At 41.4% G+C, this 14900-nt stretch carries 12 protein-coding genes; 9 read left to right on the top strand and 3 right to left on the bottom strand.

The window, feature by feature from the left end; all coding sequences use genetic code 11:
• Positions 1–95: 95 nt before the first annotated feature.
• Positions 96–4433: a DNA polymerase III subunit alpha gene (gene polC, locus DSBG_RS10490; protein WP_068964252.1), complete on the top strand. Its 4338-nt coding sequence runs from the start codon at positions 96–98 to the stop codon at positions 4431–4433.
• Between the two features lie 369 nt (positions 4434–4802).
• Here polC and DSBG_RS10485 read toward each other — a convergent pair whose 3' ends face one another.
• Both DSBG_RS10485 and DSBG_RS10480 read right to left on the bottom strand, forming a co-directional pair.
• The gene (locus DSBG_RS10485; protein ID WP_068964250.1) at positions 4803–5654 is read right to left on the bottom strand and encodes an AraC family transcriptional regulator; all 852 of its coding nucleotides are present in this window, start codon (positions 5652–5654) and stop codon (positions 4803–4805) included.
• 547 nt (positions 5655–6201) lie between these two features.
• Positions 6202–6768: a helix-turn-helix domain-containing protein gene (locus tag DSBG_RS10480; protein WP_068964248.1), complete on the bottom strand. Its 567-nt coding sequence runs from the start codon at positions 6766–6768 to the stop codon at positions 6202–6204.
• Positions 6769–6926: 158 nt separating this feature from the next.
• On the opposite strand from DSBG_RS10480, the gene DSBG_RS10475 reads away from it, so the two are divergent.
• The 8 genes from DSBG_RS10475 (at position 6927) to DSBG_RS10445 (ending at position 14245) form a co-directional block, all read left to right on the top strand.
• The gene (locus tag DSBG_RS10475) at positions 6927–7127 is read left to right on the top strand and encodes a helix-turn-helix domain-containing protein (RefSeq protein ID WP_009612912.1); all 201 of its coding nucleotides are present in this window, start codon (positions 6927–6929) and stop codon (positions 7125–7127) included.
• A gap of 246 nt (positions 7128–7373) precedes the next feature.
• A complete protein-coding gene (locus DSBG_RS10470; protein ID WP_068964247.1) occupies positions 7374–7553 on the top strand; it encodes an aspartyl-phosphate phosphatase Spo0E family protein in 180 nt (59 codons plus the stop codon).
• A 410-nt stretch (positions 7554–7963) separates the two neighbouring features.
• Complete coding sequence (locus DSBG_RS10465; protein ID WP_242877546.1) at positions 7964–10096, top strand: DUF3160 domain-containing protein; 2133 nt, start codon at positions 7964–7966, stop codon at positions 10094–10096.
• Complete coding sequence (locus DSBG_RS10460) at positions 10090–10683, top strand: hypothetical protein (protein ID WP_242877544.1); 594 nt, start codon at positions 10090–10092, stop codon at positions 10681–10683. The genes DSBG_RS10465 and DSBG_RS10460 overlap by 7 nt, the downstream gene beginning before the upstream one ends.
• 19 nt (positions 10684–10702) lie before the next feature.
• Positions 10703–10840 (top strand): NRDE family protein, encoded by a 138-nt coding sequence (locus DSBG_RS21780; RefSeq protein WP_348980969.1) that lies wholly within the window; start codon positions 10703–10705, stop codon positions 10838–10840.
• A 108-nt stretch (positions 10841–10948) separates the two neighbouring features.
• Positions 10949–11731: an ABC transporter ATP-binding protein gene (locus DSBG_RS10455; protein ID WP_068964241.1), complete on the top strand. Its 783-nt coding sequence runs from the start codon at positions 10949–10951 to the stop codon at positions 11729–11731.
• 3 nt (positions 11732–11734) lie between these two features.
• Entirely contained in the window at positions 11735–13231 is a 1497-nt protein-coding gene (locus DSBG_RS10450; RefSeq protein ID WP_242877542.1) for an ABC transporter permease, read from the top strand.
• A 486-nt stretch (positions 13232–13717) separates the two neighbouring features.
• The gene (locus tag DSBG_RS10445; protein WP_068964239.1) at positions 13718–14245 is read left to right on the top strand and encodes a cysteine hydrolase family protein; all 528 of its coding nucleotides are present in this window, start codon (positions 13718–13720) and stop codon (positions 14243–14245) included.
• A 125-nt stretch (positions 14246–14370) separates the two neighbouring features.
• On the opposite strand, the gene DSBG_RS10440 is transcribed toward DSBG_RS10445, so the two are convergent.
• The gene (locus tag DSBG_RS10440) at positions 14371–14745 is read right to left on the bottom strand and encodes a pyridoxamine 5'-phosphate oxidase family protein (protein ID WP_068964237.1); all 375 of its coding nucleotides are present in this window, start codon (positions 14743–14745) and stop codon (positions 14371–14373) included.
• Positions 14746–14900: the final 155 nt, after the last annotated feature.

Below are 14900 nucleotides of genomic sequence, written 5' to 3'. Positions count from 1 at the left end.
TTTAACACTAGGTCGTGTCTATTTTTTACTAATCTGAAGAATAACTTTAATGTGTCTAAACGAGAAAAATTTTTTAGGAGAGACTGACGAAGTACATGAAACGAATAAGTGAAATTTTTAGTGATTATGAAGCAGAGGGTAACCTTAATACTGCTATTGTACAAGCAGTGGTCTTAACTAAAAGTACGAAAACCCTGGAGATGGAAATCAGCTCGGATAAATATATTGAAACAAGAGAAATTGAAGCCCTTAATCAGTTTATCAGAGAACGACTAGCCTTAAATGATTCAATCATCACGGTCATTTACCCTGAGGGGACTCCTAGAAAGCCCTTAGAAGAGGAACTTCAAACTATTTTGTCCTTGTTGGCCGATAAACATCCGGTCTTAAATGGAGCGCTCAAAACTTGTGACTACGAAATCGCCCAAAATCAGACGATCAAATTTACGTTTAAAACAGCAGTTTCCTACTTATTAAAAGCGAGGGGTTACGATAAAAAAATCCAAGAGACCATCAAAAACCTCTACAATGCCAGCTATCACATAAATTTTGTGGACAATGTCAGCAGTGAAGATTTAAAAAGGCTGCAAGAAGATACACAAGAAAAGGAAATTCAGTTTCTTCAAAAGGAAGTGGCTGCAACACCCGCTTTTGAATCATCTAAAGAAGCCGTGCCAATAAAGCCGGAAATTAAAGGAGAAACCAACGGGAAAAAAGGCGATCCTGCCTTGATCTTAGGCAGAAACGCGACTATCAAGGACAAGGTCATTAAAATTACAGACATTACACCGGATGAGGGTAGGATAGCTATCCAGGGTGAACTATCCAATATCGAAGCCAAGGAATTAAGAAGCGGCAAGACCATAATTTCCTTTGATTTGTATGACGGCTCAAGTTCTATGACCTGTAAGGCGTTCATCAAGCCCGGTGAAGATGGTGAGATAGTAGCCAGGCTTAAAAAGGCTAAGGCTGTCAAGCTGGCCGGAAATGCCGGCTTCAGCCAGTTTTCTAAGGAAATTGAGCTTATTGCCAATACCATCGTAGAAACAGCAGGCACGAAGAAGGCTCAGCGGCAGGATAGAGCAGAGGAGAAGCGGGTCGAGCTGCACCTGCATACGCAAATGAGTCAGATGGATGCCATGACCAGTGCCACTGATTTGATTCAAAGAGCTATGAGCTGGGGTATGAAATCCATTGCCATTACGGATCATGGCGTAGTGCAGTCTTTTCCTGAGGCACATAAGCTCTTAGGACGAGATAATCCAAACATGAAGGTTATCTATGGAGTCGAAGCTTATTTGGCACCGGATAAAAAGTCCTCGGTAACCAACGCCAAGGGCCAGAGTATGGATACCACCTATTGCGTGTTGGACTTGGAAACTACCGGCTTCTCAGCTGTAACCGAAAAAATTACAGAAATAGGAATTATGAAACTCAAAGACGGAAAGGTTATCGACCAGTTCAGTTGCTTTGTTAATCCGAAAAAGCCGATTCCAGCTAGGGTTGTAGAGATTACCAACATAACCGATGATATGGTCAAAGATGCAGAAACCATAGACCAGGTCTTTCCTAAACTGCTGAATTTTATCGAGGGAAGCGTTTTGGTGGCCCATAATGCTGAATTTGATATGGGTTTCTTAAAGCATAATGCGAAGGTCTTAGGCTATGACTTTGATTACACCTATTTGGATACCTTGTCCTTGGCTAAGGAGCTCTTTCCAGATTACAAAACCTATAAATTAGGAAGAATTGCTAAGAACCTGGGCTTCAAGGTAGAGGTAGCTCACAGGGCCTTAGATGACGTAGATACCACGGTCAAAGTTTTTAAGGTGATGCTTGAAAAACTAAAGCAACGGGGAGCGGAAACCCTTGAGGATATCGATCGCTATGGCTCCGATGAAGACGCCAAGAGCGTGGAGTATAAGAAGCTTAAAACATATCATGCGATCATCTTAGCCAAGGACTATGTGGGATTAAAGAATTTATATAAGCTGGTTTCTTATTCCCACTTAGATTATTTTTATAAAAAACCACGGATCTTAAAGAGCCTTTATAAAAAATACTCTGAAGGTTTAATCCTGGGCAGTGCCTGTAGTGAAGGCGAGCTTTACCAGGCCATCTTACTTGGAAAATCCAATGAGGAAATTAAAGCTATTGCTGAGGCCTACGATTATTTAGAAATCCAGCCTCTGGGGAACAATGATTATCTGGTCAGAACAGAGCAGGTGCCCGACAAAGACTATTTAAAGGAAATCAACCGCAAAATTGTGGCTCTGGGTGAAAAACTAAACAAGCCTGTCGTCGCCACGGGTGATGTTCATTTCCTGGATCCAGAAGATGAGATCTACAGGCGAATACTCGAAACTGGTCAAGGCTTTAAGGATGCCGATAATCAGGCCCCCTTATATTTAAAAACCACCGAGGAGATGCTGGAGGAGTTTTCCTATTTAGGAGCGGCCAAGGCCTATGAAGTGGTCGTAACCAACACCCATCGGATAGCCGATATGTGCCAGCCGATCAGTCCTATTTCAGAGGAGAAATGCCCGCCGCACATTGAAGGCTGCGAGCAAACTATTAAAGATATTACCTATGAGAAGGCCCATGCGCTCTATGGAGACCCCTTGCCGGAAATTGTTTACCAAAGGCTCGATCGAGAGCTGGATTCGATCATCAAAAATGGCTTCTCGGTTATGTATATCATCGCTCAAAAGCTTGTCTGGAAATCAAATGAGGATGGCTATCTGGTGGGCTCGCGAGGATCGGTTGGTTCCTCGGTTGTGGCCTATATGACCGGTATTACGGAAGTCAATGCCCTGCAGGCCCATTACCGGTGTCCCAGCTGCCAGTATTCGGACTTCTCCGATTACGGCGTTAAAATCGGCTTTGACTTGCCCGATCAGGTGTGCCCGGTTTGCGGAGAAAAACTGGCGAAGGATGGTATCGATATCCCCTTTGAGACCTTCTTAGGTTTCAATGGCGATAAAGAGCCCGATATTGACTTGAACTTCTCAGGAGAATATCAGGCCAAGGCCCATAAATATACAGAGGTTATCTTTGGCAAGGGTACGACCTTTAAGGCCGGAACCATCGGTACTATCGCCGAAAAAACAGCCTTCGGCTACGTGAAAAAGTATTACGAGGAAAAAAACCGTACCGTAAACAAGGCAGAAACTCTGAGAGTCTCCAAAGGCTGCACCGGTATCAAAAGAACCTCAGGGCAGCACCCGGGAGGAATCATCGTCGTGCCGAAAGGACGAGAAATCTTCGAATTTTGCCCCATACAGCATCCGGCCGATGACTCCAATTCGGATATCATAACCACCCATTTTGATTATCACTCCATTGATTCGAACCTATTAAAGCTGGATATCCTGGGTCATGATGACCCGACGGTCATACGAATGCTTCAGGATATCACCGGTGTGGATCCTCTAACGATACCCATGGATGATCAGGAAACGATGTCGATCTTCTCCTCCACGGAAGCCTTAGCGGTAACCCCGGAGCAGATCAATTCCAAGGTCGGAACCTTTGGAATTCCGGAGTTTGGTACGAAGTTTGTCAGAGGAATGCTTTTAGATACCAGGCCCAAAGCCTTCGCAGATTTAATCTGTATATCCGGACTTTCCCATGGTACGGATGTGTGGGTGGGAAATGCCAAGGACTTAATTGATGCGGGAACCGTGACCTTAAGTGAAGCTGTGTGTACCCGAGATGATATTATGACTTATTTGATTAGTAAGGGCCTGCCGCCCAATACGGCGTTTAAGATCATGGAGCTGGTGCGTAAAGGAAAGGCTTTATCGAACCCTGAAAAATGGGCTGAATATGAAGCTTTGATGAGGGAGCATAAGGTACCGGAATGGTATATCGATTCCTGCCGAAAAATAAAATATATGTTCCCTAAAGCCCATGCTGCAGCCTATGTCATGATGGCCTTCCGCATAGCCTGGTTTAAGGTGCATATACCCCAGGCTTATTACGCAGCCTATTTCACCATTCGAGCCAAGGCCTTTGACGCTGAATTTATGATCTTCGGCAAAGAAAAGGTTAAGACCAAGCTGAAGGAAATTGAGGCGCTGGGCAACGTTGCCACCCCTAAGGATAAGGATATGTATGATGACCTGGAATTGGTTTTGGAAATGTATGAAAGGGGCTTTAAATTCCTGCCCATTGATTTATACAAATCCCATGCCACAAAATTTCTGGTCGAAAAGGAGGGCTTAAGACCGCCCATAAACAGCATATCCGGCATGGGGACTGTTGCAGCCGAAGGTCTTTATAATGCAGCCCAAGAAAAGCCCTTCAACTCCATAGAGGATGTCAAGAAACGGGCTAAGATTGGGAATGCTACTATCGATTCACTTCGGAAATTTGGCTGCTTTAAAGGAATTCCGGAAAGTGATCAGATGAGTCTTTTTGATGTGATCTAATGAGTGATTAAATAGTGAAAACAACAAGCCACCGTTCACAGTAAAACGGTGGCTTGTAATAGTTCTGGAACTGAGGGGTTGTGTTTAAACAGGGAGCAGAAAGAACAGGGTGTAACGACAATTAAGAATTTGATTAATAGTGGGATCGACCCTGAAACTCTTTTTGGGTGAAGTAGCAAATCCATATACCACAATGTTCCTAGAGAGGAGAAACAACAACGGGGACTCATTACTGATAGAGTTTGATGATGAAATATTTAATGCGTTGGTTGAGAAGTGAAGTTCTCAACACCAACACATTTTGTTTTTGAGTATGAAGAGCGGAATGAGGGTAGAGGAAATGACGATTTTAAAAATTTAACAAAATAATTACTTCTTAACCGGAACCCAATACTCACATCTGTAATCTGGAGAGTGTTTATCACCTTCAGGATAAACCTCAAGGCCAGGTGTGCAACAATCATGCTGATATCCTGTAGCTGGGAACCACTCTGAATATACCCTTCGGATAATATCCACTAAAGCTTCAGGCAGTGCTCCAACTGATTCAAATACAGCCCAGGTTGCAGCAGGTATAGTTGCCGAAACATATCCTTTCGGAAGGGTATCTTTGATTTCCTCAACTCCAATTATATAATTAAAGTCATCTTTACCGAAATCCTTAAATACACCAAGGACACCAAGCTTGCCTGCCTTTGAGCTAATCCACTGGCAGGAACCATCCTTCATGCAATCGTCCCAGAATTTAGAAACTTGGATAAAGTTTTCTCCGTCCACCATACTTATCTTTCTTTGTTTACCTACTACAGTAAAGCTTTCTTTATCAACAATCTTGTAATTCATATCTTTATCTCCTTTTAATGAAATGTGAAAGGAGAGTTTTGGATATGCCTTGAGATTTGCTCCCAGCCCGCGCGCAGCCGAAGGGCTTATGCCATGCATTTTTCCAAAAGCTTTTGTGAAGGCTTCGGGCGTTTCATAGCCATACCTATAAGCTACATCGATGACCTTTTTACCGGCTAGAATATCCTGCGCAGCGAGTGTAAGCCTTCTTCTACGCATATATTCAGCAATAGTAACACCGGTTATCATATGGTACATACGCTGAAAGTGAAACGGGGATGATAAGGCAATTTTCGCTACCTTCTCAATATCCAACTTTTCAGTAATGTTAGCCTCTAGATATTCTACTGCCCTGTTCATTGCGTCAAGCCAATCCATAAAGCCCCTCCTTTATTTCTATATTAAATGTTTTCTGCATATTTTTCCTGTCTTTAAATGCGTCATGATGACAGGTTCGAATTATATAGTTTTATCTAAAGTCTAGGAAGATGTGCCTAGGGGGGTGTTTAGAAAAACAAGCCCAGGATTACATTTGGGGATTGTGACCCACACGGCAGACAACATGGCGCATGTAATGAAACACTTGAAGAAGTGAGAAGGGTCTTACTCCTACTTATCTACATTGCAGATACCGGAAATGACCGGATTCAGGTTTCAGAGCATAATTGTCAACCAATATTATTTAGCCCCTAATACCAGAACGGCATTAGGGGCGGTCACTTTAAATAATGTATTATTATAGTTTTTTTGCGGGTTTCAGAGCTTATTTTCGGTTATATAGAGCGCAATTTGTTTGAGATATTGATTGAAGTCAGAATTTACCTTTACTTAACAGATATGGTCAGTAAAACCTTCTCTTTATTTCTGTTTGAAATTTTGAGGGTCTTGCGTTTCTAGGCCTGCAATGCAGTGACGTCTACGCCCCCTAATTGTCTTTACGGTATTTATTAAGAATGAACTCTTTGAATTCTTCAAGGGATTTTTTCGCTTCTTCTGGCAGATCCTCCATTGGGTCGTCTGAAGGGTGGGCAGCTAAAGTAGTGTAACCTTGTTGGCTTTCAAGTAAATAAGGTCTTGGGTCAGTGATTCGTCCGAGTAGAAAGTCAAGAGAACAATTGAGGCTTTCTGCCAAAACGTTTAAAGTAGAGGGGTCGGGATATTTTTCGCCTGTTTCAAATTGAGATACGTCGGTTGGAGATATGTTAAGATTTTCAGCTAATTGGTTTAGTGAAATACCATTTAGTTCACGAATCATCTTTAGCCTGCTTGGAAAATTATTTTCTGAAATGACAGAATGCTCAGTCCGTCCTAATAAGAAATCAGTAGAGACTTTAAAATAATCCGCAATTCTTTGTAGAGTATCATAATCAGGTTTTCGTCTATCGACTTCATACTGTGCATATGTACTTCGGGACATACAAAGTATTTTTGCTAGTTCCTCTTGTGTGAGTTCGAGCTTATTTCTTAGATATAGTAGCCTTTTCCCTAACATTACAAACATACCTCCTCTCCAATATAGTATAGTCGCAATAAGCGACATTTAAAATAAGTGTTGCAAATCTCAACAAAAACATTGACAGTCGCGAATTGCGACTGTATTATTAAGGTAAATTCAAGTCGCGTTATGCAACGAAATAAAGGGGGGGAAATGTGGCTGAATTTGGCAAGACGAGGCTGTGGCTAATAAAATATCGGGGGGATTTAACACAGCAACAAGTTGCAAATAAAGCAGGAATAAGTAGATCATATTATGCAGAAATAGAGTCAGGCAACAAAAACCCTGGTGTTAAAACGGCTAAAAGACTTAGCAGCGTTTTAATGTTTGATTGGACTATTTTTTATAAATCATGAGAATTATGGATCAAAGTGAAGGTTCTCATAATATTGAACTAAAAACTCATCTAACTAACCGAGTATAGGTTGAACTGGAGTTAATGATGAAGAACGTAAAAAATATTGGAGGAGGGCTGTCCTAAGCTCTACCCCTATTTGTTTATTCTTCTTTCAACTATAAGACATAATATAGAGTCCTCGGTATTGCCGGGGATTTAATTTTTGGGCGCACTAATCCCCAAATAAAAATTAACGGAGGATAGTATGTCTGAGATCAACGAATTAATAAAGCGAATTGAAGAATTACGTCTGAACATGATTAAGACAAAAGAGGGAAGAGCATATACTGATCCGGTAGTTGTAGCTGCAAGTCAAGAGTTGGATGAGGTTTTAGACAGGTATCAAGAGATACTAATGAAAAAAGCGGTTCCAACAAATGCTTAATAATAGCCGATGAACTACAGCTGAACAGACCCTGGGAAAGAGAAAATTTACAATTAGAAATAGGTTCAACAGTCTATACTCTGAACCTATTGCTAATTTATGAGAAACAAAAGAGGAGCTCTCTTTCAGGGAAAGCTATTGCCGGGGGAAGAGGCTCAAGATGTTAGAACAAGGTGTTTCGCGTGTTGAGTGCGGAGCACCTTGTTTTAACAGCGTGGGCTGCCTCCTGCTGTACGGTATTCGATTAAGACCAGAGAATAAAATACAAAATTATTCTGTATGGAAGGATTTATCAGAACAGTGCAGAACTAGGTTGTAAATATTGAAAGGCAGAAAAACTTATCTCTTAATTCAAGAAAGGAGCTGTTAAATTGAAAATCAGAAGATTTAGCACTGTTCTGTGCATTTCTATGGTTATTGTACTACTGGCAAGCCTCACAGGTTGTCAATCTTCTTCCCCAGGTGTTCTCCCGCAACAGACTGCTGTACCCCTCGGCTCGTTGGCGCGGTCGAGCGCTGCTTTTGCGCCGTATAAGGAGATCCCGCAGAGCATCAAGCCAGCGGTAAAGCGCTACCAGATCGCGGCTGATCTGCAGAACATCACGAACAGAGACCGTTATAAATTCTCTCCCCAAGCAGAAAACGTCTTGAGTAAGAACGGTTTCGTAGTGGTCCCAGGTCCCTACCGCGAGTTTTTCAGTAGCTACGAAAATAATCGTTATGATTCAACTCCCAACTTCATCACAACCGACGCTATGCTGCACAATTATCATCTGTATTTTGATCACCTGCTGCGGACGTTGGAGAAAGACAAACTGCGCGGTGAGTTGAATACCTTGACTGGGTTGATGTTAACTGAAAGCCAAAAACAGTACAAGACTCTTAAGGGAACGGATTGGGAAAACGCAGCGACACGCAACGTGGCTTATTTTGCCGTGGCTGCTCGGCTGCTTGATCCGAAGGCTGATGTTCCTTCCTACGTGAGCAAGGTGGTAGACAACGAGCTTCAGCTTATTACGGATCACCAAGAAATTTTTGTACCGTCGCCGGTCATGAATATCGGAAATCCTAGCGTTGGTTTGGCAGAAGCCTTAAAAGAAGACTATACCCAGTATAATCCTCGTGGGCATTATGCCAAATCAGATGAGCTGAAGACCTATTTCCAGGCTATGATGTGGTACGGGCGAATGACCTTCCGTGCCAAGAACGAGGATGAAACGAAGTCGGCTGCCCTAGTTACCCTGTTACTCAGCCGCCAGCAGGTTTATGATCACTGGAACAAGATTTGCGAGCCGACTAATTTCTTCGTCGGTAAGAGTGACGACCTCGGTTTTAGTCAATATTACGAGCTTTTAATGAAAACCTATGGCGAAATAATTGACCTGAATGAACTGACCGGGAATGTGGATAAATGGAAGGCTTTTGGTGATGGACTTGCCAAACTAGAGCCCCCGGCAATTAACTCAATGCCTATCTTTGACAAGACTCTCCAACCTGACCGCGACAGGGAAATAAAGGGTTTTCGTTTTATGGGCCAGCGATTTACCGTTGACGCTGCAGTTTTCCAGAACCTAGTGTATCGGGAAGTTGAGGAGAACAACAAAGGGCAGCGTCGGATGCTGCCGAAAGGTCTAGATATCCCTGCTTCTATGGGCTCTCAAGAAGCTTATGCTATCCTCGATGGTATGGGTGAGACCGGGTACGAGAAGTACCCTGAAAATATGAAGGAGATGCAGAGTTATTTCGCTACGTTGGATACTGCTACCTGGACACAAAACCTGTATTGGTCCTGGCTGCACACCTTGGCACCCCTGACAAAACCAAAAGGGGATGGATATCCTGCGTTTATGAACAACCAGGCCTGGACACGCAAGCAATTGGAGACCTTTCTTGGAAGCTGGACTGAGCTCAAGCATGATACCATCCTCTATGCCAAGCAGGTCTATGCTGAATGTGGTGGTGGAGAGATACCGCTTGATGATCGGGGCTATGTTGAACCTAACCCGGTGGTTTATGCGCGCCTAGCCGCCCTGACGAGGATGACCATTGAAGGTCTAAACAGCAGAGGCTTACTGAATGAAAGCGATCAGACTTCCCTCGAACGGTTAGAGGAATTGGCTTTAAAACTAAAAAATATTGCGGACAAAGAACTGACCAACCAGCTCCTCGATGACCAGGACTACGAGCTGATCCGGGGCTTTGGCGGGCAGTTGGAGCATTTTTGGCTTGAAGCGCTGCGTGACGAGGGTGTTGATCATCCTTCGGCCGTCGAGGAGAATTCTGCCGCCCTGATTGCAGATGTGGCAACTGATCCTAACGGACAAGTACTTGAGGAAGGGACTGGGTTTGTCAGTGATATCTATGCGGTAGTTCCTGTGGAAGGTAAGCTGCGCATTGCTAAGGGAGCGGTCTACTCCTACTACGAGTTTCCTTGGCCTGCAAGTGATCGACTAACCGACCAGAAGTGGAAGGAAATGCTGGAGAGTGTCGAGAAGGTTGATCAGCCAATCTGGATGCAGACGTATTCAGTACCAGCGTGGTAAACAGAATGGGGCTCTGTTGCGGGGTTATCTTTATGATATTGGCCGTTTTCGGGTCGTTTCTAATGACAAGAGGTTCCGGTTTCCAAGTTCATGCTGAGGGTGACCTGGACAGTGACGGGATTACTGAGGCATACAACTTAGTCGATCACTGCCTTACTGTTAGGGAAGGAGACCAGGAGCTTTGGCGGTCACCCCGTGACTGGCGCATTGATAACTTTGCCTTGGACGATGTCGACAATGATGGGACGATCAACATGGTGATAACCTTGTGGAAAAAAGGCAGTTTTGGATCAGTCAAACCTTTCTGGCTGACCATTGAGGATGAGGACTACAAAAACCACCTTTTTGTTTACCGATTCAAGAACAAGGCAATAAAGCAGGTTTGGTGTTCGTCCGACCTGGATCGCCCCATAATTTCTTTTACGATCCGGGATTACGATGGTGACGGTCTAAATGAGTTGGTCGTTAAGGAAGGGCAGTACCGAAAGATAGACGAAGAACATTACACCCTAGATACAAAGGCCCCAGTCCGAACTACTGTCTGGCGGTGGGATGAATGGGGATTTAGTTTATACTATAGCAGATGATCAGAAAGGGGTATGCAGTATGTGTTTGATTACTTTGGCGTACGATTGTCATCCGAACTATCGCTTAATAGTAGCAGCAAATAGAGATGAGTATGATGAACGGCCTACTGAAGCAGCCGTTATAATGAATCGTTGCCACAAAGGGCATCGGATTTGACATACCTCCCTTCTCAAGGGCAAGATTATAAAACACGAATAAATGTACCGTAATTATTAGCGAAAGTTGAGTTCTTAAGAATCAAAGTGAAGAGAAAGAGGTCAGTAAATGAACATTGAGCCAGTAATCACGATAAGAGATCTTAAAATGCGATTTGGTTCGAAAGAAGTACTGAAGGGGATTAATCTGGAGGTATTCAGGGGCCAGATTATCGGATATATTGGGCCGAATGGGGCGGGAAAGAGCACCACTGTTAAAATCCTGATGGGTTTGGTAGATGGGTACAACGGTGAAATAAGAATCTTTGGAGAGAATATCTCTGATGGTAACGTGGAATATAAACGGAAAATAGGTTACGTGCCTGAGACGGTGGAGATATTCGAAAACCTGACAGCCTATGAATACCTTACATTTATTGGAGAGGTTTATGGGCTTGGTTTGGAACAGGTAAATAATAAGGCCAAAAAACTTATGGCTTTACTTGGCATAGAAGAAGTCTACCACACAAGAATATCAGCGTACTCAAAAGGTATGAAGCAAAAGCTGCTGATTATCTCCAGTATTATTCATAACCCAGATATTTTGTTTCTAGATGAACCCTTAAGCGGGCTGGATGCAAATAGTGTGATGATTGTAAAAGAGATTCTGGCAGAACTGGCGGCTTTGGGTAAAACCATATTCTATTCTTCACATATTATGGACGTTGTAGAGAAGATTAGCAGCAGAATAATCTTAATCAATGAGGGACAAATAGTCGCTGACGGAAGCTTTGACGAACTTAAGGAACAGAGCAAGCAAGGCTCGCTTGAACTGATATTTAACCAATTGACTGGCTTTAATAGGCACAAGGAGATTGCTTATGAATTTATCAAAGAATTACAGGGAGTTTAACCAATGAAGGATTTTTGGATTTTGAAGGTCCTGGATTTTTTTAGTTTTTTTTACAGAGTCATGGGAATCGATTATGGGGTAATGAGAAAAGTATTGCAGATTAAGCTGCTAATGGACCAGAGACGAGCGCCTTCAGTACTGATTAATTCTAAACATAAAGATAAAGAAAACACTTTCAAGAAGTCGTTAATAATATATGGGCTTATGGGCGTTGTTTTCGCCCTGATTCTGCTGCCCCCCTTACCCCTTTTCATAAAAATGAACGTAATCATTGGGATGCTAATATTTATGGTTATGATGACTATGGTATCAGACTTTTCGTCGATATTGCTGGATACAAGAGACAAGGAAATCCTGTTATCAAAACCTATAAGGTCTCAGACCGTAAACGCAGCCAAAATAACACATATATTTATCAATTTGTTGACGATCACGTTTGTTATGGCTGGACCGTCGTTATTAGTAGGGCTCTATAAATATGGCTTTCTGTTTATGGGCATCTATTTTTTCGATTTGCTACTTATCTCGGGACTTATTCTTTTCTTGACCTCAGTGCTTTATTTCCTAATGCTTTTATTTTTTGATGGAGATAAGCTTAAGGATGTTATTAATTACTTTCAAATCATCTTATCTTTAGTGATGATGCTTGGATATCAGTTTACAGGTCACATTTTTAAATATATCGGCCATAATATGGTTTTAACCTTCAAATGGTGGATGTATCTGCTTCCTTCGGCGTGGTTTGCTGCACCATTCAGTTGGATATTGGAGAACAGTGCGGAGAATTATTTTATCTATTTAAGCTTTTTAGGAGCAATAGTTCCAATTTTACTTTTAATACTATATTTCGGAGTAGTTACTAAATATTTTGAGAGAAACCTACATAAACTCGATACGGTTACGGCAAAAAAACGTAAAAATGTAGAAAGAAGAGCAATAATCTATAAAAAAATGATTTCAGCTATTATTCCGAACAAGCTTGAAAATGTTGTTTGCAGGTTTTCTCAAAATATGATTTCCAGCGAAAGAAGTATAAGGCTACGTCTATATCCTAATCTGGGATTGGCAACATTTTTGCCTATTTTGATTATGGTTAATACATTAATAGGAAATAACTCGCTGCATGAAGTTCTAACAGATATTTCACAAGGAGCTTATTACCTTTTTATGTATCTTACCGTCTCGATGCTTGCTTCAACTACTATGACCATAAATTCAAGTGAAAATTACAAGGGCGCATGGATCTACAAAGCTTTGCCAATTGAGTTACCGGGTGTAATTCTCATGGGAGCGTTAAAGGGCTTCATATTGAAGTATGTTATCCCAGTATACCTGTTTGTGAGCCTATTCTTTGCTGTACCTTACGGAGCCCGGATAATACCCCATCTGATCTTAATATTCTTAAACATGCTCTTGTTAATCATTTTGCTTTTTAAGCTCTCACTTAATGAGCTGCCGTTCGGCAAAAGTTTCAAGATGGAGAAAATAACCTGGGGTTAGCATTGGGTTCGCTTGCATTCTGCGGTATTTCTGCTATGTTGCATTATGCGTTGAAAGATGTTCAGGTTGGATTATTTATATATATTATTGTAGTACTATTTTTGACTGCTTATTTATGGAAAACGAGTGCTAAGATTACTTGGAAAGATGTCTCACCCCTCTAGAAACATTTTTTTGTACAGCCGTCCAAAAAGGCGGTAATCCTTAAGTAATCAACAGGTCCTTTCTAATCAAGATAAGAAAGGACCTGTGTTATTTAGCTGACAGAATTATTTGAGCTAAGGATCGGTACCAACTCTCCAAATAGTTGGGCAATATGACATATTGTTTTATCTTGATTATTCTCTCGAACTTAGGAAGGATTTCAGGTAATGGGTTGGGAATTAGGAAATGGGGAACACTGTTGAACTACCATCGGTTACGAGCTATAGTGTGCAGAGGGCACATTAATAGCGCATTTTTTATGAGAATAAGGAGCGGTTTAATATGAAGAAAATATTAGTCGTTGTAGATTATCAAAAAGACTTTGTGAATGGTAGCCTGGGCTTTGATAAAGCGGTTACGCTGGAAAAAGGAATTTACCAAAAAATTAAGCAGTACAAGCAAAACAGCGATGAAGTTGTATTTACTTTTGATACTCATGATGACAATTATCTTCAGACGCAGGAAGGAAGAAATCTACCGGTTCCACATTGCCTTAGGAATACGGAGGGGTGGGATTTATACGGTGAAATTGCCGATCTCTGTGATGAAACGTCCAAGAGGTTTAAAAAAATTACTTTCGGATCTTTGGAACTAGCTGATTACCTTACCAGTAAGAATTATGCTAGTGTTGAATTGATCGGTGTTGTGTCCAATATTTGTGTGATATCCAATGCCATTATAGCGAAAGCTGCATTGCCGGAAGCAGAAATTATCGTGGACGCCTCCTGCACAGCGAGCTTTGACGAAAGCTTGAACCAAAAAGCTTTAGATGTTATGCAAGGAATGCAAATAAAAGTGATCAATAGATAAAATGATAATTAAATTATTCACTAATTTCCAAATCGTGTTCGGATGCAAAACGTTTCAATCTAGGTGAAACCCACATGCGTGTTAAAAACTATTTAAGAAAATACACCATCAGAAAACAACAACATTTAAAGCATTTGCTTTGCTGATGTAACTGTTATCTCTAACACTCTAGTTAAAAAGGAGAACTTTTCTTTCATCATATCGAATTCCGAACCTGACTCAAGGTATTTTGCAGTACCTTCAATCACGAAACCTGTTCCTTGGTAATCTTTATAACCCAAAACTTCTTTACTACCCAAAGCGATCTTTACTTTATTATTTACATTTACATTTTTTTCTGTTCTACGCATTGCATATGCAGGAATTAAAATTCTTTCATCAGGTGTTACCTCTAAATATGAGTTCCAAGTATTAACCACATGTGGTTCATCTATCCCCCATGACACTATTGAAACTACACCTTCCTTTTTTAGTACATCAAAAAACTTTTCAGTAAGCATTTGTATATTTCCCCCTAAAAATTAGTTAACAATACAAATCTTAATAATATACAAGATATATCGTCGATATGCATTGTCTATCTTTAATATATATTGACTTTGTAAAAAAGTCAATATATATTAAAGATAATTATTATCTACTATTGAATCATGAT

Origin of the sequence: Desulfosporosinus cupriresistens (assembly GCF_001707885.1) — a bacterium.
In the GTDB taxonomy this organism is placed as follows: domain Bacteria; phylum Bacillota; class Desulfitobacteriia; order Desulfitobacteriales; family Desulfitobacteriaceae; genus Desulfosporosinus.
Note: the sequence above shows the minus strand (reverse complement) of the source record. Positions and strands in the feature narration are given on the sequence as shown.

What these genes read in the sequence shown, in the direction of transcription:
- polC (WP_068964252.1), top strand. Translation starts at nt 96, where the DNA reads ATGAAACGAATAAGTGAAATTTTTAGTGATTATGAAGCAGAGGGTAAC.
- DSBG_RS10485 (WP_068964250.1), bottom strand. Translation starts at nt 5,654, where the DNA reads ATGGATTGGCTTGACGCAATGAACAGGGCAGTAGAATATCTAGAGGCT.
- DSBG_RS10480 (WP_068964248.1), bottom strand. Translation starts at nt 6,768, where the DNA reads ATGTTAGGGAAAAGGCTACTATATCTAAGAAATAAGCTCGAACTCACA.
- DSBG_RS10470 (WP_068964247.1), top strand. Translation starts at nt 7,374, where the DNA reads ATGTCTGAGATCAACGAATTAATAAAGCGAATTGAAGAATTACGTCTG.
- DSBG_RS10465 (WP_242877546.1), top strand. Translation starts at nt 7,964, where the DNA reads ATGGTTATTGTACTACTGGCAAGCCTCACAGGTTGTCAATCTTCTTCC.
- DSBG_RS21780 (WP_348980969.1), top strand. Translation starts at nt 10,703, where the DNA reads ATGTGTTTGATTACTTTGGCGTACGATTGTCATCCGAACTATCGCTTA.
- DSBG_RS10455 (WP_068964241.1), top strand. Translation starts at nt 10,949, where the DNA reads ATGAACATTGAGCCAGTAATCACGATAAGAGATCTTAAAATGCGATTT.
- DSBG_RS10450 (WP_242877542.1), top strand. Translation starts at nt 11,735, where the DNA reads ATGAAGGATTTTTGGATTTTGAAGGTCCTGGATTTTTTTAGTTTTTTT.
- DSBG_RS10445 (WP_068964239.1), top strand. Translation starts at nt 13,718, where the DNA reads ATGAAGAAAATATTAGTCGTTGTAGATTATCAAAAAGACTTTGTGAAT.
- DSBG_RS10440 (WP_068964237.1), bottom strand. Translation starts at nt 14,745, where the DNA reads ATGCTTACTGAAAAGTTTTTTGATGTACTAAAAAAGGAAGGTGTAGTT.